We start from the raw sequence: 22,361 nt of genomic DNA, 5'->3' as shown, positions 1-22,361 counted from the left end.
TGGAGCAGATATTTGACAGCCACGCAGAGATGCTCTTCTTCTCTTAGCATGTGCCATCAAAAATCATTTGTGCCAGGATACAGTCTCTCAAGAGCTAATGAGTAGAGGAAATGTCAAAGAAAACCAGCACAGCATGATAGAAGGGCTTGAGGGCAATATGATGCCCGAGGAGTGTCTTAATCCCCATCATAATTATAACTCATCCCCTAGAAAAATGCAACGTCCAAAAGGCCGGTGTATTTGGGCATTTTATTGGGTATCCTTTCAAAGGCTCTGATTTTGCAGAGCACGGTATGTCTATATGGGCACATGCCCGCTGACACCTCTTAGGTTTTACCTCACATTCTAACGCGTTACATGACTATAGGAGCAAGCTCCCCACATTTCATGGGAGCTGTTTTGTCGTGCCTCTCACTATTCTTGATGGTTATTGAGCTGAAAGGAGCAATCCCGTATGGAAAGTAGCAGTGGGTCACTTCATCACTTCTCTGAGCGTGTCGAGCGTGTCTCTTTCGCGCGTATCCCCGATATCCAACCGATGCCAGGGCTGATCCAGATCCAGCGTGACTCTTTTACCTGGTTCAAGAATGAAGGTCTCCATGAACTGTTCGCCGAAATTTCGCCGATAGAAGATTTTACGGGCAAGAATCTCAGCCTGGAGTTTGTCGTACCATCACAGCCATTTGGCCCCCCCAAGCAGAGCGAAAAAGTCTGCCGTGAACGCGACGCTACCTATAGCGCCCCCTTGACCATGAAGGCCCGACTCACCAATAAAAACAGTGGTGAGATCATTGAGAAAGAGGTCTTTATGGGCGATTTCCCATTGATGACAGAGCACGGAACTTTTATCATCAATGGGAGTGAACGCGTAGTCGTCAGCCAGCTTGTGCGTTCGCCTGGTGCCTACTTCACGGCAGAAGAGGATACCATCACAAGTAAACGACTCAGTGGCGCCAAACTGATTCCCCAGCGCGGCGCATGGTTAGAATTTGAGACGAGCAGCAAAAACCTCCTTTCGGTCAAAGTCGACCGCAAACGTAAACTTCCAGTGACGACCTTGTTGCGTGCTCTTGGCGCCCTGGCGAGTGAGGATAATCATTATGAGGAGTTCGATTTGTCTACGGATGAAGGCCTCCTCGCCACCTTCGCCACCGTGGATAATGATCCTGTTGTGCGCTTTATGCAGGCCACTCTGGAGCGGGATCCACTGAAAACAGCAAACGAGGCCCTGCTTGAACTCTACAAAAAGCTTCGCCCAGGCGACCCGGCAACTCTGGATAACGCTCGCTCGCTAGTAAAAAACCTGTTCTTCAATGGTCGTCGCTATGATCTGGGTAAGGTGGGGCGCTACAAGCTCAACCGTAAGTTTGATCTCTCCATTCCCCAGACCAAACAAACTCTGACCATCGACGATCTGGTCTATATTGTGCGCCAGTTGATTGAGTTAAATAATGGGCGTGGGCGTCCCGATGACATTGATCATCTGGGTAATCGCCGTATACGTTGCGTTGGCGAACTGCTTCAGGCTCAAATGCGAGTGGGTCTGTTACGTATGGAGCGGGTTATCAAGGAGCGCATGAGTGTCATTGAGCCAGAGCAAGCAACTCCTGGCGCATTGATTAATATTCGCCCTGTTGTGGCGGCTATGCGCGAGTTTTTCGGCGGAAGCCAGCTTTCACAATTTATGGAGCAGACCAATGCGCTCTCTGAGGTTGGCCTCAAACGCCGTCTCTCTGCCCTGGGTCCCGGTGGGCTCTCAAGAGATCGGGCCGGAATTGAGGTTCGCGATGTGCATCAATCACACTATGGCCGCATCTGTCCCATTGAAACACCAGATGGAGCGAACGTTGGCCTGGTGAGCTACCTGGCTATCTATGGGCATATCAACGAGTATGGCTTTATCGAGACCCCATACCGCAAGGTCTATCATCAGCTCGCCGCGAATGACCCTCGCCTCATTGGTCGCGAGCTACGTAGTGAGATTCCCCAGTTGATCGCAGCCGGGCACAAACAGGAACACGTGGCCCCCACGCGAGTCGACGAGACTCTCTTTCGCACACTCTCACAGGAAATGGGAACAACCCAGTTGCGCATCCGTCCTTTTGTGAGCGATGATGTCATCTACTTTACAGCCGATGCTGAAGAGCGCTTCAAGATTGCCCAATTCAATGTGCGCCTGACGGCCAACAACGAGTTCATCGATGAGCGAGTAGCGGCCCGTTATCAAAATGAATTCATAGAAGAGAGGGTAGAACAGATCGATTATGTCGACGTGTCAGCGCACCAAATTGTGGGCATCGCTTCTTCGCTAATCCCCTTTCTAGAACATGACGATATCACCCGTGCGCAGGGTGGCGCGAATATGCAACGGCAGGCAGTACCACTCTTGAGCCCCAAAGCACCTATTTGTGGTACTGGTATGGAACGCGCGGTGGCTATAGACTCCGGTCAAGTCATCCTCAGTCAGAGCAATGGGGAGGTTACCTCTGTCACGGCACGCAAAATCGAGATTATAGATGAGCAGGGCGAACTCCATAGCTATCCCTTACGCAAGTTTGCGCGTACCAACGCTGGAACCTGCTTTAATCAACGCCCCATCGTGCGCAAGGGGATGCCGATCTACAAAGGACAGGTGATCGCTGACAGCACCTCAACCGAAAATGGAGAATTAGCCCTGGGACAGAATGTTCTGGTAGCCTTCATGCTCTGGGAGGGCGGCAACTTCGAGGATTCTATTCTGATTAGCGAACGCCTGGTACGCGATGACCTCTATACCTCAATTCATATCGAGGAATATGAGGTGCAGGTACGCGACACCAAACTTGGTCCAGAAGAGATCACACGCGATCTCCCCAATGCAGGCGCTGAGACATTGCGCAATCTCGATGCCTACGGAATGATCTATGTGGGAGCGCAGGTGGGGCCGCAAGACATTCTGGTAGGCAAAATCACACCCAAGGGCGAGACCGAACTGACCGCTGAGGAGAAACTACTACGTGCGATCTTCGGTGAGAAGGCTCGTGAGGTCAAGGATAGCTCGCTGCGTATGCCACATGGTGAGCATGGCAGGGTCATTGATGTCAAAATTATCTCGCGTGAGGCAGGCGACGAATTGCCAGCGGGTGTAAAAATGAGCGTTCGTGTGAGCGTGGCACTCAAACATAGAATTGGTGTTGGCGATAAAATGGCTGGTCGGCACGGCAACAAAGGCGTCATCTCACGTGTCTTGCCGGTCGAAGATATGCCTTTCCTCCCCGATGGCACGCCTGTTGATATCATCCTGACACCTCTGGGCGTTCCCAGCCGCATGAACCTTGGGCAGATTTTGGAGACGCACCTGGGCATGGCTGCTCACACCCTGGGAATGAAGGTAGCAACACCAGTCTTCGATGGGGCCACTGAAGCGGATATCCAGGAGATGTTCCAGCGCGCGGGACTCCCCCAAAGCGGCAAAATTCAGCTCTTCGATGGTCGTACCGGCGAGCCATTTGACCATCCCGTGACCGTTGGCTATGCCTATATGTTAAAGCTCAAACATCTCGTCGAAGAGAAGGTACATGCACGCTCAACCGGGCCCTACAGCATGATTACCCAACAGCCACTCGGTGGACGTGCGCAGTTTGGTGGACAACGCTTCGGTGAAATGGAAGTCTGGGCGCTGGAAGGCTATGGCGCGGCCAATATTCTGCAAGAAATCCTTACCGTAAAGTCCGATGATATTGTTGGGCGCGTCAAGACCTATGAGGCCATTGTGAAAGGAGAGGAAATCGTAGAGCCAGGCGTGCCAGAATCATTCAAGGTGCTAGTCAAAGAATTGCAAAGCCTGGGGATCAACGTCGAAATTCTCAACGAGGATGAGCAGCGCATTCAAGTCATTGAAGACGCCTCGCTTGATATGCTGCCCGAACTGGGTATTAACCTCTCTGGGGTAGAGCACGACGGATAATGTTGTCATGATCTAAAGCAATATACCGGGCCGATGGAGATCAATTCTGGTTTCCATCGGCCTTTTAATGAGCATTTGAGGACTCTGCTCTCTGATCAACTCCTACACCTAAACTTGCCAGGAAGGCATCTGCCAAAACATGCTTACGTACCGCTTTAATGTCTTGCAGAGGCGGAAGACCAAATAGCCTCCGATATTCCCGGCTAAATTGCGAGGGGCTTTCATATCCAACCTCCAGCGCGGCAGCGGTTACGTCTACCCTTCCGCTCAACAGGAGACGCCTTGCCTCCTGAAGGCGCAGGCGTTTCTGATACTGTAAGGGTCCCATCGTGGTGATGGCCTTAAACTTATGGTGGAGACCAGAGACACTCATATTGTTTGCTATGGCGAGTTCCTCAACAGTAAAAGATTGCTCATAATGTTCTTTAATCCATGTAATAGCCTTACCTACTCCCTCCGCCTGCTGCTCAAAGAGCACCTGCTGCAAAAAGAAGCGGGAAGCAGTTCCCGAGAGGAGGCGAAAAATCATTTCGCGCTTGAGCAATGCCGACAAAAAAGGGGCCTCTTTAGGCCTTTCAAGCAGCTTCAGCAACCTGATGAACAGGTCTACAAAGTCGGCATCGGATTTCCCCACGTATGCTCCAAGGCCCGGCTTTTCCTCGCCTGATTCGATAGCGATGTGAGCTTCCGCCACTACAGAAGCGATGTCTTTTGTCGTCAAATCAATACGCAGGCCATAATATGGCGCTTGTCTGCTTGCACCCACAACCTGGGCGAATGCGGGCAAATCAATCACAGATGCCAGATAATCGCCCGCGCGATACCGAAGCGCATCCCGGCCCAAACGCACTTCCTTTGCGCCTTGCAGAACCAGGCAAAAAGAAGGAGTCAAGACACTGGGAATCGCTGGTGTTTGAGCAGTATGGCGAACAAGCGAAAGAAACGGGATTATTGTCTGCCTGACCCCATCAGTTGTGATAAGCCTCATGGTCATCTGAAGCAGTTGCTCTAGAGCTTCTTGAGGGAACATATGGCTTCCGCCAGGGGACCTAACAGAGGAAAGTGATTGTTCCAGCATGTCTTTTTCCCGGTCTTTCTATCATTGGATGCACACCTTCCAAGTTCCTGGTTTGCTTGCATGCACACATCAACTTCATCTATTCAATTGTATCTTTTTACGAGACAAGGTTCCAGCGCTTTGCAGTTTCAGGCAAATTTTTGGCAGAAATGATCTACCTGATCTCCCTCCTTCAAGAGAGAATAGACATACAAACTTTTTGCAGGAGGTTTCTTCCGTTGACACAACAACAACCTATCGGCTCCGGCTTTGGAGCGTCAACAACAGCTAATGAGGTCATTCACGGGATCGACTTACGTGGCAAAGTCGCCATAGTCACCGGAGGCTCTTCGGGCATTGGCCTCCCTACGACACGAGCACTACGTTCAGCAGGTGCCAGGGTCATTGTCCCGGCACGCAATTATGAGAAAGCTGCCGCCGCTCTTCAAGGGATTGATGGTGTCGAGATCGAGGAGATGGACCTGAGCGATCCAACCTCTATCGATGCCTTTGCCGAGCGGTTTCTCGCGACAGGGCAGCCACTCCATATCCTGGTGAATAGCGCGGGCATAGGAGACACCATGACTCTGAGACGTGATGCTCGGGGCTATGAATTATGCTTCGCGACGAACCATCTGGGGCATTTCCAGCTCACCATGCGCCTCTATCCAGCGCTACGACAGGCCAAGGGAGCGCGCGTGGTGGCAGTTTCAGCCTGGGCGCACAGCCGCTCGCCCATCGTCTTCGAGGATATCCATTTTGAACATCGCGACTATCGTCCAGGGCTGGCCTATGGTCAATCCAAGACAGCCAATATCCTTTTCGCGAAGGCTCTGGATGAGCGAGGCATGGCAGATGGGTTACGTGCCTTCTCGCTTCATCCCGGTAGCATCGTCGACACGGGTCTCTCAAAGCATCTCAGCCCAGAGATCCTTCGCTCGCTGGGCCTGATTGATGAGAACGGTACCCCCATTATCGATCCAGCAAGGAACATGAAGACAGCTGAGCAAGGCGCTGCAACCAGTGTCTGGTGCGCGACGAGTCCCCAGCTTGATGGCATGGGTGGCGTATATTGCCAGAACTGTGATATTGCTCCACTCGTGCCAGCAGAGGTCGAAACAAATCAGATGGGGTCCTTCGCGCGAGGCGTGGCGCAGCACGCGATTGACAAACAGTCAGCAGGCCGACTCTGGAAGGTAAGCGAACAGCTCCTGGGGTGGCAGGAGTAAATATAAGGGCAAATGAGAGAAAAAGTGTCAAAAAAATGTGGCGCGCCACATTTTTTTGACACTTTTTCTCTCATTTGAGATCAGCGAAGCGAACCAATTTCGCCTTCCATGGTGCCTTGAGATTGCTTTGCTTCCGTCATATACTGGGAGCGAACTCTAGCAAAGCAATACCAGGGGAGATGAGTTATTCTGTAAACAATAGAGGTTATGCATGGAAAGCAAAACAAAAAACAGAAAAACGCGAGAACAGATTACTCAGATGGTCGAGAGGGCCTTTAGTGGGATCACACTTGCAAACAGTGATGACGCAATAAGGACATTAGACGAGGGTTGGTTTAATGCAGCATATGATCTACGGCTGGCGGACGGAAGAGAAGTTATCTTAAAAATCGCTCCACTCAAGGATGCTGAAGTTCTGGCATATGAGAAGGATATCATGACAACCGAGGTCGCCACTATGCGCCTGGTACGCGAGAACCCGGCTATTCCCGTGCCGGAGATTTATTACGTTGACACGGCTCGGGATATATGTGACTCAGATTATTGCTTTATGGAGAAACTGACTGGAGACAACTACGGTCCCGTGAAGGCCTCCCTATCCCCAGCGATGCAGGAAGCAATTGATCGGCAGATCGGCACCATTTGCCGAGAGATCAATAGCTTTACAGGCCCACATTTTGGCTATGCTGGCAATAGCGACCTGTGTGGTGATGCCTGGAAAGAGACATTTATCAAGATCGTTGATGCGGTGTTGGAAGATGGCTACAGGAAGCAGGCGAATTATGGCTATACCAGTGGTGAGGTCCATGATGCTGTCTTAAAACATGCCTCTTCCCTGGAAGCTGTCACGACACCACAGTTGATCCACTGGGATGCCTGGGACCGGAACTTCTTTGTCAAGAAAGGCAAGGTCACTGGCATCATCGATTTTGAGAGGGCGCTCTGGGCTGACCCCTTAATGGAATCCATATTCCGAGCCTTAGCCTTTGGAGGGATTTCTGACATGATGCGGGGATATGGCAAAACCACTTTCACACACGAAGAGCTTGAGCGATGCCACTTGTACACCCTGTATCTTGCCCTGGTGATGAATATCGAATGCTATTATCGAGAATATGATTCTGACGATGCCAGCAACCTATCAAAGCAGTTGATAGCGACAACCCTCAACTGGCTTAAAGAGAACTAACCACTTAATTAGGCGAAAAGGTGAGCGAGAAACGTACTTTTTTCTGTTCAGCAGCTAGACGTGGACGACTTCATTGATGACCTCCTGAATGTGGCATGCGCGCCCCCTTCAAGCCTAATGATTCGCGTAATATTCAGCCACTGCCGCGAACGATTCCTTTGGCTCCCAGGACATATCTGGATAGGTCGTACCATGCCTGTCGGCATAACTTTTTACCAGACCATAGCTAGCCATATCTAGATCATATTTGGGATCTTCGTGGTACGCCAAGATAGGTGCAACAAAAGTGAACACGAAAGCGCCATCGACACCGACGTCATCAAGAATACGCAGTACATCGTTGAGTTCCCGTGCCTGCACACCTTCGTCGCGCACATAATCACCATTGAGTTGCAGAGGATTCTGGGGGTCAACAATAGCCCATCCCCTCCCACCGACATTCTCAGCGCCTTGATAGGTACAACAGCCAAACTCGCCGATAACCACCGGCTTATGATAGCCAAGATAGCGCCTGACCATTTCGCCATAGGAGTCTTTGATACGCGCTTCTCGATACATATCCACACCTACGAAGTCGAACAGGCTCCAATCAACCATCTCAAGTGGAACAGAGAAATATGTCACATTGCCATGAAAGACCTTCCGGACAGCCTCATTCGCCCTGGCTAAGAAAGCATTGAGGACCTTATTATGGGTGCCAGCCTTTACCTGCTGCAAAAAAGCAGGGTGCCCTATTCGCTCCAGGACATTGTTCCCCTCGATGATCCCTTGCATAAAGAGCGTCAGTTCTGAGCCAATGCTCAATACCAGGCGTTGTGGGAAGGCGCTACGTAACTGCTCAACGACTGTTGCAGCTTTCACCAGATAGTCTAGTGTCTCTTCCTGACTCCTGTCCCACATCTCCGGCGAAAACCAGACGTCCAATCCTTGCTTGAGTGCATCCTCCGCCGCTATCATCAGCCGTTCGATATCCAGACCACAGATCCGAACCGCAGTGCAGTGCAAATCCTGTCGGATAATCTCAAGTTCGCGATGCACGGTAGATAGATCAAAGGTCGGACGCCACTGCTCTCCCATCATTACGCGCCCAACATCGTAACACACACCTTTCCGTTGCATAGAGGGACTCCTTTCCGTTTTTCTCATATGCGAGAAGGCGAGGAACATGACCTCAAACATACTTCTCACATAATCAATAATAATTATTTAAATAATTATTGTCAAGATCAGGAGTCCCATTTGTTAGAAATCCGATGTGCGCACACACAAAAGAAGAAACATCTTCGTGTAAGTGTCTCATCGCTTCTACGAAAGAACTATCCGATCCCCTCTGCTATAGACCAGACTTGTGAATTTGCCTCACTCCATTCCTTCGCGATCAAGCGACGACCAGTGAGCGCTTGCGATTCGTCTGAGGCGAGAAATACCGCAGGTGCCTGTATGATCTCCGCCGGTAGCATAATCGCTTGGAGATTCGCTGTCATAGAAGCTGGAACCATACCAGTTTTAGTGATCCCCCCTGGTAGCAGAACATTGACACGAATACGTGCCTCGCTCAACTCCTGTGCCCAGATGGCAGAGGCAGACTCAAGCGCTGCTTTCGACGGCCCATAGGGAGAGAACCCACGCCGCTTCATTCCTTCATAGTTCATACTAATATTTATGATGCTCCCTTCACGCTGTTGCTCCAGCAGACGTGAAACAACTGCGCGAGCCATATAGAAAGGCCCATTAACATTCGTATCTATAATCATCCGCCAGACCGAAGGCTCTGCTTCCCAAAAGCGCGTTGGCTCCGTCAGAAAAGATGCATTTACATACTTCATACCGCGACCTGCATTATTGACTAGAATATCAACACACCCAAACCGTTGGATGGTCTGGTCTACCACCTGTTCACATGCCTCTGGATTCGTCACATCGGCCAACAGCGCCAATACACGCTCAGATCCATATTGCATCACCAGTTGATCGAGTTCGGCCTGCTCGCGCGCAGCCGTTACGGTCACGGATGCTCCCTCTTGTAAGTATGCCTCCGCAATCGCGCGCCCTATCCCTCGTCCCGCTCCAGTCACAATCGCGATCTTTCCATCAAGCTTTCTCATTTCGATTGCTCCTTTTTTGCCGCTCCAATACAAACAATCAGCGCATTTCAGCCTTCTTCTCTTCCCCAGAAGAGAGGTGTATTCTTGATCCAAAGGCAGTATAGACGCTTCAGAACGCGGAGTGATAGAATGCTGGTCGAAAATAATTGTCTGATTCTGCAAATCCTGAAGATGAACATAAGAGGAAGAAGAGAAGGGACCCGGTTCGATGTCTACGATGCAAAAAGGGGAAACAGAACGCGAGATACAACGATTCCAGGCCAATCGTGAGGAATTGATTGAGAGAATCTTGCGGGCTCTTCGTGAAGATGGAACAATTATGCCATTGCCGGGGCTACATCTGGCTCGTTCATCCTCACTAACAGACCCACTTCATGGGATAACCATTCCATCGGTGTGCATGATTGCTCAGGGAGCTAAAGAGGTTCTGCTCAATGAGAGTCGCTATCGGTATGATCCTTTGCATTACCTGCTGACCACAATTGAGCTCCCCAGCGTAAGCCGGGTGGTAGAGGCCTCAAAAGAGCACCCCTACCTCAGCCTCCGCCTGGAACTCCCACCCCCTCTCGTAAGTTCGGTTCTCCTGGAAGCAGGATATACGCCGCCTCGGAAGCTGACGGATGCAAGAGCTCTTGAAGTCAGTCTACTGGGTGGAAATCTGCTCGATGCAGCCGTGCGTCTTATCAGGCTCCTGGATGCTCCCGCTGAAGTGCCAATCCTGCTGCCCCTGATTACGCGGGAAATCATCTATCGTCTCCTACAAGGAGAACATGCGGGCCGCCTCCTTCATCTGGCGGTCCTGGGAGGGTACACCTCCGAGATCGCCAGAGCCGTTACCCGATTACGCCAGGATTTCGACCAGCCATTGCACATAGAGGACCTCGCGCGCGAGCTAGGCATGAGCGTTTCGGGATTCCACCATCATTTCAAGACCGTCACCGCGATGAGCCCCATGCAATTCCAGAAGCAATTGCGACTTCAGCAAGCCCGCCACCTGATGCTCTCAGAAGGCCTGGATGCAACAAGCGCAGCCTATCAAGTTGGATATCAAGACGCGTCCCACTTCAATCGAGACTACAAAAATCTCTTTGGAGTTCCCCCTATGCGCGACATCCAACGACTGCGCGATGAAACGCGTGCTTTCTCTGGATATTGAGAGAGGCATACTGGAAAGCAAAAATCATCCAGAGAAAGAAAGGCAGCACATCAGAAGTGATGCGCTGCCGTGATGTCATAGTCACACGTGTTGCTTAAACCAGGCCAGCACACGTTGCTGATAATCACGCTGGTGTTTCAATTCGCCAAAGCCATGCCCTTCTCGTGGATAGACCGCCAGCACAGCGTCAACACGGTTCTCTTGCAGCGCGCGATAGAAGCCATACGCCTGACTGACGGGAACACAAAGATCCTTCTCGCCATGAACAACCATTGTTGGCGTGGTAACGCGGCGTGCATACGTGATTGGCGAGCGTTCGCGATAGGCTTCGGGATGGTTGAGGGGGTCAATGGGGTGATTATTCTGTCCAAGGAAGCGCATATCCCAGCCCTGCTCATTCGACTGAGCGTGATAGCTATGGAAGTCGCTGATGCCAGCCCCCATGATCGTGGCTTTGAAGCGATCCGTCTGAGTGACAGCCCAGGCGGCGAGGAAGCCACCATAGCTCCACCCCATAATCCCTACACGCTCACCATCGACCAACTGACGCTCAACCAGATACTCGACGCCACGTAGAGCATCCTGAAAATCCTTGCCTCCCATATCACCCAGCACAGCATCTGCGAACGCGACCCCATGCCCCATACTGCCGCGCACATTCGGACGCAGGATGGCAAAGCCAGCCGCAGCCAGGTAGTGCGTCTGGTAGGCGTAATCATCCAGCCACGCTCCAGAGGGACCACCGTGAACATGGAGAATCAAAGGAGGTGGCGTGTTCCCTTCATGGTGAAGCGGCCACGTCACAAGCGCGTCAATGAGCCAGCCATCAACGCTCTCATAGCGGATACGCTCGGTCCTCGCCAGGGTCAGGGTCTCCTCCAATTGTGGGTTCATCTGCGTGAGACGCTTCCAGGTGAGAGAAGGCTCAGTTTCGTTACTATAGTGCAATTCACCAAACCAGATATCATGAGGATGCTTCTCACAATGCGTAGCAACGACATAGCGCCGGTCAGGCGTGATTGATAGGTGGGGCCAATGGCGGTCACCCAGGATAAAATCATCACTCAGGGAGGTCATTGTACCAGTCGTGCTATCAAGCAGGGCAACCCGGCAAGTGAGATCCGCGAAGCCCGCACAGATCAAATGTCTCCCATCAGGGAGCCAACTACACCAGGTTGGACTCCAGTCAAGCTCCGGTGTAAGATTACGGGTCTGCCCATTCGCGAGCGAGATGGCATAGATATCGCCTCCATTGCGGTCCGGATCACTCCAGTTCCCCGATACATAGACGATAGTCTTGCCATCAAGTGACCAGGCGAGAGAGCATGCCTGGCGCTTTAACTGGCTGAGCTGACGAACCGCTCCCCCCGTGGATGCGACAATACCAACCTGCCCCCAGTACCAATCGGAGTATTCAGGGCCGGTGGCGAAGTAGACTGCGAACTGGCTACTATCAGGAGACCAGGCGTATTGCCAGATAGAGATGCCATTGGGAGTGACCGCTTCTGGCGTGCCATACTCGGGTCTCACCGTCCAGAGGCGGCGATAGCGCTCTTCGCCAGGGCGCATAATGATGGGATCTGCGTCAGGCTTGGGACCATCGTGCGAGAGAAAGGCAATGCGACTCCCATCGGGTGACCAGCCAACCTCAGTAATGCCATTCGGCATCGCGCAAATGGTCCGGCATTCTCCTCCTTGCCCAGGAACCACACAGAGCAGAGACTCATCCTCATGTCCACTTTTGGAAATAAAGGCTAGCTGCTGGCTATCAGGCGACCAGGAAGGCGACGAATCATTGATCGCGCCAGTGCTTAGAGGATAGGGAGTTCCTCCCGTCGTATCCACGCACCAGATGCGTCCTCGCTGCCTGGGCTGGTCTGGCACCCATTCGCCCACCACGAAGGCAGCACGTTGCCCATCGGGGGAAATAACCGCGCTCGTGACATTACGAACTTGAAAGAGGGTATCCAGGGTTACGGGCCCATGTGGATGCGTCGTAAAACTGGAAGTCGGTGTTTGTTGAGAGAGCGTAGAGTGTAACTCGTTCATTGGGAAAACCTTTATTTGTGTGTGATGAGAGCTTCGATTTCCGCGAATGTCTTGGGCGCGCCGCTGGTGAGGTTCTCGTAGCCCTGTTCAGTCACAAGGATATCATCCTCAATACGAATACCAGTATTCCAAAACTCAGGGTTCACGTCTTGCGTTTCGGCTGGGATATAGATACCCGGCTCAATGGTAAAGATCATCCCTGGTTCGAGTTTGGGATCTTCATCCCACGCCCCTGAGCGCTTGTACGGACCTAAATCATGCACATCGAGCCCCATCCAGTGACAGGTAAAGTATCCATAGAAGGGCTGATAGGTTTTATCCGCGATAAGCTGCTTCACATCCCCCTTGAGGATGCCCAGCTCAACCATTCCAGTTGTCAGGATCTCGACAGTATGATTATGGATATCGGTAAGCGTAATACCTGGTTTGACCATCGCCGTCGCACTCTCAAGAGCTTTGAGCACTAACTCATACAAGGTGCGCTGAGCGGGCGTGAAGCGCCCATTGATAGGATAAGTGCGCGTGATATCAGAGCTATAATATTGATATTCGCACGCCGAATCAATGAGGACCAGTTCACCATCTTGCATCTGACTGTTGTTCTTATCATAATGCATAATCGTCGCGTTCGCGCCTGCTCCGACGATAGGCGCGTAGCCGTGGCGAGGCGAACCGTTTTGCTGGTACACATAGGACAGTATCGCCTGGACCTCATACTCATACATCCCCGGCTTGAGAGCTTTGAGTACCTCACTATAGGCTTTGGCACTGATACGAGAAGCTTCACGAATGAGCTCGATTTCCTCTGCTGATTTGCGGACACGCATCTCACCAAGGATAAATCTGGGATCGGCAACCTGGCGCGGGACGAAGACGCGGCGGTTGCGGGCAAGCAGGTCTAACAACTGCTCATCGAAAGATTGGGCCTTACCACCACTATAGTAAAGCGTCTTACAACCCTGAAGATACTGGGGTACTTTCTCTGCGAACTGCTCAAGTGGATAGGCAATATCGGCGCCATACAAGCTCATAGCCCCCTCAGGACCTGCGCGCCTGCCTGTCCAGGACTCAGCAAAGGGGTCGCGTGGCGCAACAAAGAGGATAAAATGATGCTCTGGATGATCTGGGGCCAAGACGCAGATCGCCTCTGGTTCCTCAAAACCTGTTAAATAATAGAAATTACTGTCCTGGCGATATGTAAATTCCAGGGAATCGCCGCTACGGCGAAATTGTGGGCAGCTACGAAGGATTGCCACACCTGAGCCCATGCGATCCATAAAGGCTTTTCGTCGTGCTTCAAACATGCGATGAAATCCTCCTATCAAATACATCTGAGCAAGTTTCACAGCCCTATCGATTTCCAATGTCCAATGCGTACATTGTATGCTCTCTGTTCAGGGAAGCGCTTGTAGAATTCAGATACAATTCATGCAGATTTACGCATAGTTGCCTGACGAACGGACATGTTCGTCAGGCGAGGAACGATGACAATCAGATATTAAGGCTGCTCAACGATAGGGAAATAGACCGTATAAGGCTCGTCACCAATGTCACACAAGGGAAGAAAACGGGTGCTATGGGGTTGATTACGTGTTTGATAACTCCCTGGTTGCCAGGCTGCGTACTGGCGCTCATGGCTGGGAGCCAGTAGGGTTTCTGGATGATCTTTCTTGCCATAGAACATAGGGGCATCATCACAGAGACCAGCCAGAACCACAGGACCATCCATAAAGGCAACCATGTCAGGCGCATCCGGCAATGGGACGCTTTTCAATGTTTGTGGAAGAAGAATGCTCAGGGTATCGTCCTGCCAGACGCGGCGGATGTGGTAATAACTGGATGGCGCGTGAGGCACGCGTTGGCGCTCGCCATTTATCACAATCTCAGGCTCACCCGCGAGCCACCAGGGTAGGCGTAATGTGAGTGTAAACGCTGTGGGTTGCTCACAACTAATATTGAGCATATAGGCTGGATGGGGGCTCTGACGCGGGAGCTCACGTGGAATATTCAAGGCATAGACGTTGTGGGCCTTACTCTCCAACGAGACAGCAACTTCAGCCCCATTGTAATCCCAACGCAGGCGCGAGGGAAGATACTGGCTAACGACCAGCCCTTCATCATTGGTGAAATAGATATCGCGTGTGTGGCTTGCCTGTGCCTGCACAAGGGTACCATGGCAACACCAGAAATCATTGGTAGGCGTTCCCCAAACCTTGGTTCCCCCTGTCTCCAGAGGCAAGTAGTACGCGACCATGCCCGTCTGTGCATTCTGTTGCGCGAGAATTCCATTATAGAAATTGCGCTCATAGTAGTCGGCATAGGCGACATCACCCGTCCAGCGGAAAAGGTAATTCGCTAGGCGCATCAAATTATACACTGTACAGTGTTCCTGGTTCTCAGGCCCAAGCTGTCCAGCAAGTTGATGTGGAGGGCACCACATTTCATCACTTGTTTGACCACCAGTACAGAAATATCCACGATCAGTAACCGCGAGACGCCAGTATGCTTCAACAATGTCGCGCCAACGCTGTTCGCCTGTTACCTCCCAGGCGCGGGCCGCGCCATGCACTTCAGGGATAGTGGTATTCGCGTGCATATAGGTGAGCACATCTTCTCCAGCAAGCAGGCGATCAAAGAGGCGACGGCGCTTATAACGTTGCATGAGCTCTAGGTGTTCTCCTTTGCCAGTCACGCCATAGAGGTTCGCCCATACTTCAAGCATTCCTCCAGTCTCAACATCGAGAATATCGTCCATCTGCTCACGTGAGAACTGTCCTGTCCAGCGATAAAACCAATTCGCCCAACGGAGCAGTATGCCAAGCGCCTGCTCATTCTGGCCGATTTCGTACATATCATACAAGCCCATCAAGGTCTTGTGCAGCGTATAATGAGGAGCCCAGACGCGCTTGCCGCGTACGACCCAATCCAGATATTTTTCTGGAATAGAGCCAATCCACTCGCCTCCCATTTCTTGTTGACAACGGGCGAGCTCGGCGACGATAAAGTCAGCTTTCCCTTTCATTTCGGCATCATTTGTCACCGCGGACAGGCGTGCCGCAGCCGAGAGCCAGTGACCGAGGAAATGCCCACGCAACTGACTGGTCGGCGCTTCCCAACCCCAGTGACAATCGGCTGGCTGCTGGGGAGGATTCCAAAGTCCGGCCTCACTATAGTGGTTCTGTAGCAGATTGGCACTCTTGAGAGAGAGCATATAGTTGCGATTAAGCTCCGCTCGCCTCTTCAGCGGTCCTGACTGAAGCGTGACAGCGTTCCAGGGAAGCGAATGGTGAGTCTCAAACATCAAGGAACCTCTTTCTATGCCTATGTATCTGGTTACTACAGAGTAGGATACAGTGAAGTCACAGTAGGCACAAGACCAGTGGGTTTCTCTGACAGGACACGGGACCGTAACGCAGTTTCTTGCAGGCATATGCTCATCGCACGACACGTTCTCACGCGCCCTTGTGAACTTTGTCATGTGAGGAGCAATTTCACTTCTTCCGATTGGAAAGCAGAGTAGAGAGCCAGCTTCGGGCGGCTCCCTACTCACAGCACTATGAACACACTGGATTTAGCATACCTTGGTGATCTTCACTCCACCCCTCCTCCCGGAGAGCGTTGCCTTGAGCGCCCTCTAGTATTGGAAGTGGGCGCAAATGGATGCTCCAGGGCATTGGCAACGGCTTCAAAGCCGTAGCGCAGCATTGCCGCTTCATACTGTACTTTAGCTTGAACCAACTGCTTTCCCAACATCACGACCTCGACCAGGACCTGGCGAAGAGATTCGGCATCCCGAAGCGCAGTGTTGGCTCCCTCACCACGACCAGGAGACATAGTGTGAATCGCATCACCCAGCAGTGTCACATTTCTGGTTTGCCACGACTTGACAGGGCGTGATGAATGCAGGTTAACCAGAAAGGTATCGGCAACAGTGGCCTCCTCAACGATCCGCCGCAACGATGGAGGCCACTCCTTCAGCATTTGTTGCGCCAGGCGGTGAAGCATTGGGCCTTTCACACGTGCTCCCTGCTCTTCAGTGGATGCAAGCTGTGTTTGCGGACCATCCAGCATCCAGGCAAGATAATCTGGCACAACGGTCAAATGCCGATTCGGCGCAAACATCGCAGTAGCTGAGGCATACGCTTCACGCTTCCAACATGTCGCTACGGACATTGAGACCCCGACTGGTCCGGTTATTCGATTGAAGCTATCAATGAGCATGTCAGGAACCCACGCCAATGTGTCAGAGGTTAAGGGCGTTTTTCCGTAGATAAATGAGCCAATCTGGTCAATCTCAGCATCTGGTATAACCTGCTTACGAACGACAGAGTTGGTCCCATCAGCTCCAACAAGAAGATCACCTGTAGCCGAGGTTCCGTCCGTAAAGCGCGCGCAAACCTTCCCATCATCTAACTGCTCAAACCGCTCAAACGTTTTGCCGAAATGTACGATATCTTCGAGACCGATCAGAAGAATTTCACGCAACGTAAGCCTGTTAACACCAAAGAACGAATCGTCAGGAAGAGATGGAATAGGCTTGATAAACTTCTGCTTCAACTGATGATCGAGGAAGACCATATGCGTCGCTGATTTGAGAGCCGTCGCCACACAGAGCTGAAAAAGAGGCTCCGGTAGACAATCACGCAAGGCATGGCTACCTTCCGCTTTGAGAGTAATTCGGTAACCCTGATCTCGGAAATCCGCTGATTCATCACGTTCATACACGGCGACTTTGATGCCTGACTTTTTGAGGCCCTGTGCCAGGCACAGACCACCGATCCCCCCGCCGATAATCAGAACCTGAAGAGATGATTTGCGGGTTTCTAAAGAAGCATTGCACAGAACAGGTATCATAGTTATTTGAGCCTTTATCCCAGGCCCATTCGGAGCAAGTGAAATACTCGCGAGCACGTATGCATGCCTCCGAAATCAGAGCGCTGAAATGGGGAAAGATGAAGAGAATTACATGGGGAGTTGCAGAGGAATGACATAGGCAACCGCATGTTTCTGCTCCTTCAAGGATACCCAATTCTCCTGCCAAAAGCAAGACCTTGAAAATCATGCCAGTATAGCAAAATGGGAAAGAGTCTTTTCAGGCTCTTTCCCATTTTGCGCTTTCACAGAGACCCCATGAGTCTCTGCGTCTTCGTTTGGCTCTTATGGCTTGACCATAAGTCGGTCATTTTCATCAAAACTGTAGTTGGCGCTCTGAGGATGACCATCAGGCTGAACGATGACATAGTTGCCAATCCAGTGAGTGGCATTGGGATTCTTCGTCCCAGGGCCGGCCTGATAGATACCAATCGATGGATCAGGATCGAGAACACCATTGGCGGAATAGGGCAGGTTAAACCACGTGGTGACTTCATTCCAGGGGTAGGAAGCGTCGTGGCATTGACCCAGTCATCGTAAGAGACCTGTGCATAGTTGGTAGTGCTCAGATACTCTCCCCAACTCATATCCCACGGATTGAAAACCGCGAGGGAGCTGATTTGCGCGTTGGGATCGGTAAGTGGGTTTCCTGTTGCCCAGACACCCGCGACGAGAACAGAATGCTCAGCGTGGTTGACCAACACATCCACTGGCATTCTATAGCGTGCTACAGTTTTTGCCAGCCCAAGCGTTGCCTCTTGCGCGCTTGTATGGTAGATATGCTCATGGTAATTCAAATTACCAGGCTTCTCATAGTTGATACCAATTGACTGTGAACGAGGGTCCCCACCAAAGTCATACGCGATATTGGCAAGGGTAAATGGGCGGCGGCTTGCCCCACTTCCCTGAGGTACCAATGGCCCGTCAGGGGGGGTTAAAGTATGGTCCAGGTCATAGAGAATCTGCCCTGGTTGCGCATCATCAGGATTTCCTGACGCTGGTCCCTGATCGCTTTGATTGGGATAGCGCATCGGTAATCCTTTGGTGAGGTCTGTGTAATTCGTGATCGCCTGGATCACTGCGGAAAAGCAGTAGTTGCCTGTGTACTGAGGCCACGCACCTCCCTGAGTAGGCATGCCCGTGGTAGTACTTATCCCAGTTGCGCGTTCCATGAGCCCCAGATCTGCTCCATAGTAGGTCAGCTTTTTGCTAGCAGCATGGGCCTGAAGGGTTCCCGCGCTAAGCAGAATGCCGAAGAAGGTAACGACGATCAGGGGACTCAACCAGAGGTGCTTTCTGGACGTCGCTTTTCCAGTGTGTTGATTCATGTAGGTCTCCATCCATGGACTGTAAGAAGTATGCTTCTCATTCTCAAGAAGCCTGGGCACAATCGCTCCCTACCTTGAAAAAAGGAACCGAGATTAATAGGCCCTGAAAGGAGAGATGACAAACGCTTATCAGAAAACCACTGCTCACAATAAAGGGAGCGGACCTCATTCACACACAAGCCCTTACTGCGAGTGAATAGATCACCCAGATTTAGTGATAAGCGAGAGCGTATTCACTTTCTTCTTTTATAATCTCAAAAACTAGAGATTTGTGACACTTTTTAGGCAAAAAGTCCTAAATTGATCGTTTCTACCATATATCATGTGGAGAAACATGTGAATTTGGGAAACGAGGCTGGTGGGATTCCATCATTTTCGCTATCGATGAGGAGTGATCTAGGCATTCGCCATTGAGGCACTCGCAAGAGTATCAAATAAACAAGAGGATGAAAATAGCGGGAGTATGTTATGAGGACTCTCTTCTATCTGCGCGGCATCTACAATAAGAGACGCGTATCCAACTACTCATGGCGCGACCCAGACCTGTATTGTGGCATCCCCCCCACCAGAGGCGATATGCTTCCCATCGGGGGACCAGGCCATCACTCGTACGGGGGCAGTATGAGAAAAAACAAATACTTTGCGATTTGTCATTGTATCCCATACCTCAATCTGCTGATCCTCACTGGCATAGGCAAAGCGCCTCCCATCCTGTGACCATGTGACTGTCGTGAGAGGAGCTTGATAGCGGTAGCTTAATACTTCGCGACCCGAGATCGTATCCCACATCTGTATAAATCCATCATCTCTTCCACAAGCGATGCGTGAACTACTAGGGACATTCGGAGTATTTGAGGAGAAGCTATAGCCCAGCGATGGTGAATACACAGTTGGCGACCAGGCAACGCTCAAGACGCGCGCTGGTTGCCCCTGGTAGCGCATAATTGTTCTCCCTGTAAGGGCCTCCCAGGTCTGTACTGATCGATCATCACCACCAGAAACGATACGGGGGCCAGTAGACGAGAAGGCATCGGATGACCAGGCCAGCGTATTCACGCTGCCAACATGCCCCCGATAAATAATGAGTGGATTGCCCGTTGTTGCATCCCACACATGGACGGTTCCATCAGTAGCAGCGGAAGCAAGGAGTGGTCGGCTGGGCGCCCAGGCAATAGCGTTGATCGTACTACCTCCATGACCAGTATATCTCGCGAGCAAGCGGTCAGTCGCGACATCCCAGATACGCACCTGCGCGTCATTGCCAACTGTAGCAAGGCGTGACCCTTCGGGTGACCATGCCACCAGGCTCACAACATAAGATTGGTCCTTATAAAGGGGCAGCCTGCGTCCAGTCGGCGCTTCCCAGATATGCACGGTCTTCTCATGGCTTGCAGACGCAATGCGCACCCCATCGGATGACCAGGAGAGGGAATGGACCACATTTCGATGGCCTGTATAGCGAGAGACCAGTATTCCCGCTGATCCCCCCTGGGGCATAGCCTGAACAGAAGGAAGTGCGGAGGGCGTCACTGGTCCAGCATTCGCGCTCTGTGGGAGCACCGGAGTTGGAGGAATCACATTCCCGGCAAGAGGTGGCGCGGGACGTTCGAACCCGGAGGGTGGAGCAGACACTCCTGTTCCCATATTTAGGCGTTCAGAGGGAAGAATGGAAGATTGATGTGCCTGTTCCAGGGCCTGAGCAAACTGGCGGATAGCAGGAAAGCGCCGCCTGGGATCTTTTTCCAGGGCCTTCATCACAACTTGCTCTACGGCAGGCGTGATCGTTGGCAACTTTCGGCGCAAAGGGATAGGGGAAACCGCAAGGTGCTGTGACAGGACTTCGGTTGGCGACCCCTCGAATGGGCGTTCACCAGTAAGCCACTCATAAACAATAATGCCTAAAGCGTATTGATCGCTGGCTGGACCAGGTTGACCCTGGATTTGCTCAGGGGCCATATATGCCACCGTACCAGCCATGTTCTGCAAAGGTTGATCTTTGAACGTTTGGAGCAGCAACGCTATACCGAAGTCACCCAAGAGCACCTCGTTGCGTCTTCCCAGCAATATATTCTCTGGCTTGACATCGCGATGGATGAATTTCTCGTCGTGCGCATACTGTAAGGCTTCAGCAACCTGCTTGATATATGAAACCACAACGGACGGTGATACAACCTCGCCTTTGGCGTGGCGTTGCCGAAGTGTCCCTTGCGGTGCGTATTCCAGTACAAGAAAGGGAGCATTCCCTTCTATGCCAAATTCGAGCACACGCACAATATTTGGATGGGCAAGATGCGCGATAGTACGAGCCTCAGTGCGGAACCATTCTAACGGTTCGTTTGCCAGTTGCGCATGGAGGACCTTGATTGCCGCCTGCGTACCGAGATAGATATGCTCCCCCAGATAAACCTGGGCAAAAGCTCCCTCTCCCAAAAGTCGCACAATTTTGTAATTGCCAAGCTGTCGCCCAATATAATCAGCCATGTGCCAAGCTCCCTGAAATATTTGCCCCTCCCGTACCTCGCGTTTACACAATTAGCATAGCACAAAGGCAACCAAAAGAGAATGCGCACCTCGCTGGAGATCCAGGCACTTAAGGGAAAGGAAGCAAAGGTCTTCTTTTGAAAGGTGCCATATACCGGAGCCCCAGAATATACCCGTTAAACCATTGCCATCCCTTCTACACAAAACGAATGAGGGGCTTCATCTAGCAGTAAGCAGTGAATGTTTTAGGGTACAGAGCCCTGGACCACGCATGTGTGTCTCCATCCATTACAAAGCCGCCGAGCATGTGAAACAGCTCATCATGTCGCTACATACCCAAGCAGTATAGCCCTTTTCTCCCCCTCCTTCCGAAGATTGTTATAAAGCTCATGAGATGATCCCTTTTTCCATTCCACCGGCTAGTGAGGGTTCACCCCCTTCTCCAATATGATGCTAATGGGGCTTTACTCATTACATATTACTTTTTCATAAAGAAATACGGCAATTTCCAGCCATTTATTAGAAGATAATAAATGGTTAATTATGCATTTTTAGTTCCAGGTTTGTTTTGTATACAAAAAATAATCATGTCTTATTGAATAATGGATAAGAGTGTTTTCCCTTCTCATTGACAGATAAAATTACTTTCTGTTAATATAAGCCCCACAGTAAAGTAGCACCGCTAAGGAATAAAGCCTCTAGATAGAGAAGGATAAATAGCCATGTAAGGGTCAAATATCTATATGCTGATTTCATGCTTGGATGGTTGTTACACAGATAACAAGTGGCCATAAATCGCGCTACTTTTTGTACACACATTACAAATATAGTATGCTGTGATACATTTGTCGCTTGTATTATACTTCCCTCCACTAAGCATTTTGTTTTTTACCACCAGTAGCCATGTCCTTTGGGCGTTATTGCTTATTTGGTGTCTAGGAACACTGAT

At 51.2% G+C, this 22,361-nt stretch carries 13 protein-coding genes; 4 read left to right on the top strand and 9 right to left on the bottom strand.

Going from position 1 to position 22,361, the window contains the following annotated elements; genetic code table 11:
• The first annotated feature begins 454 nt into the window (after nucleotides 1-454).
• Entirely contained in the window at nucleotides 455-3,946 is a 3,492-nt protein-coding gene (rpoB, locus tag K3T82_RS44955; RefSeq protein WP_236031933.1) for a DNA-directed RNA polymerase subunit beta, read from the top strand.
• A gap of 64 nt (nucleotides 3,947-4,010) precedes the next feature.
• Here rpoB and K3T82_RS44950 read toward each other — a convergent pair whose 3' ends face one another.
• Nucleotides 4,011-4,976 carry an AraC family transcriptional regulator gene (locus K3T82_RS44950; RefSeq protein WP_220199973.1) on the bottom strand — a complete coding sequence of 322 codons (966 nt, stop codon included), beginning with the start codon at nucleotides 4,974-4,976 and terminating at the stop codon, nucleotides 4,011-4,013.
• A gap of 266 nt (nucleotides 4,977-5,242) precedes the next feature.
• Between K3T82_RS44950 and K3T82_RS44945 the strand changes: the two genes are divergently transcribed.
• Both K3T82_RS44945 and K3T82_RS44940 read left to right on the top strand, forming a co-directional pair.
• Nucleotides 5,243-6,232: an SDR family NAD(P)-dependent oxidoreductase gene (locus K3T82_RS44945; protein WP_220199972.1), complete on the top strand. Its 990-nt coding sequence runs from the start codon at nucleotides 5,243-5,245 to the stop codon at nucleotides 6,230-6,232.
• Nucleotides 6,233-6,443: 211 nt separating this feature from the next.
• A complete protein-coding gene (locus K3T82_RS44940) occupies nucleotides 6,444-7,421 on the top strand; it encodes a phosphotransferase family protein (RefSeq protein ID WP_220199971.1) in 978 nt (325 codons plus the stop codon).
• 114 nt (nucleotides 7,422-7,535) lie between these two features.
• Here the strand turns inward: K3T82_RS44940 and K3T82_RS44935 are convergent, their stop codons facing one another.
• Together K3T82_RS44935 and K3T82_RS44930 are read right to left on the bottom strand one after the other, a co-directional pair.
• Nucleotides 7,536-8,540, bottom strand: a complete 1,005-nt coding sequence (locus tag K3T82_RS44935; protein WP_220199970.1) for an abortive infection protein — start codon at nucleotides 8,538-8,540, stop codon at nucleotides 7,536-7,538.
• A gap of 197 nt (nucleotides 8,541-8,737) precedes the next feature.
• Nucleotides 8,738-9,526: an SDR family NAD(P)-dependent oxidoreductase gene (locus K3T82_RS44930; RefSeq protein WP_220199969.1), complete on the bottom strand. Its 789-nt coding sequence runs from the start codon at nucleotides 9,524-9,526 to the stop codon at nucleotides 8,738-8,740.
• 208 nt (nucleotides 9,527-9,734) lie between these two features.
• On the opposite strand from K3T82_RS44930, the gene K3T82_RS44925 reads away from it, so the two are divergent.
• Complete coding sequence (locus K3T82_RS44925) at nucleotides 9,735-10,682, top strand: AraC family transcriptional regulator (protein WP_220199968.1); 948 nt, start codon at nucleotides 9,735-9,737, stop codon at nucleotides 10,680-10,682.
• A gap of 81 nt (nucleotides 10,683-10,763) precedes the next feature.
• Here K3T82_RS44925 and K3T82_RS44920 read toward each other — a convergent pair whose 3' ends face one another.
• The 6 genes from K3T82_RS44920 to K3T82_RS44895 form a co-directional block, all read right to left on the bottom strand.
• Nucleotides 10,764-12,731 (bottom strand): S9 family peptidase, encoded by a 1,968-nt coding sequence (locus tag K3T82_RS44920; RefSeq protein WP_220199967.1) that lies wholly within the window; start codon nucleotides 12,729-12,731, stop codon nucleotides 10,764-10,766.
• Between the two features lie 11 nt (nucleotides 12,732-12,742).
• Complete coding sequence (locus tag K3T82_RS44915; RefSeq protein WP_220199966.1) at nucleotides 12,743-14,035, bottom strand: aminopeptidase P N-terminal domain-containing protein; 1,293 nt, start codon at nucleotides 14,033-14,035, stop codon at nucleotides 12,743-12,745.
• A 194-nt stretch (nucleotides 14,036-14,229) separates the two neighbouring features.
• Nucleotides 14,230-16,032, bottom strand: a complete 1,803-nt coding sequence (locus K3T82_RS44910) for a beta-L-arabinofuranosidase domain-containing protein (RefSeq protein WP_220199965.1) — start codon at nucleotides 16,030-16,032, stop codon at nucleotides 14,230-14,232.
• Between the two features lie 290 nt (nucleotides 16,033-16,322).
• Nucleotides 16,323-17,585: an FAD-dependent oxidoreductase gene (locus K3T82_RS44905; protein WP_220199964.1), complete on the bottom strand. Its 1,263-nt coding sequence runs from the start codon at nucleotides 17,583-17,585 to the stop codon at nucleotides 16,323-16,325.
• A 263-nt stretch (nucleotides 17,586-17,848) separates the two neighbouring features.
• A complete protein-coding gene (locus K3T82_RS44900) occupies nucleotides 17,849-18,931 on the bottom strand; it encodes a hypothetical protein (RefSeq protein ID WP_220199963.1) in 1,083 nt (360 codons plus the stop codon).
• Nucleotides 18,932-19,456: 525 nt separating this feature from the next.
• Nucleotides 19,457-21,412, bottom strand: a complete 1,956-nt coding sequence (locus K3T82_RS44895; protein WP_220199962.1) for a serine/threonine-protein kinase — start codon at nucleotides 21,410-21,412, stop codon at nucleotides 19,457-19,459.
• Between the last annotated feature and the right edge of the window lie 949 nt (nucleotides 21,413-22,361).

The sequence above is a fragment of the Ktedonospora formicarum genome (genome assembly GCF_016587355.1).
Classification (GTDB): Bacteria; Chloroflexota; Ktedonobacteria; order Ktedonobacterales; family Ktedonobacteraceae; genus Ktedonobacter; species Ktedonobacter formicarum.
This window is presented reverse-complemented; position numbering and strand designations above follow the sequence as displayed.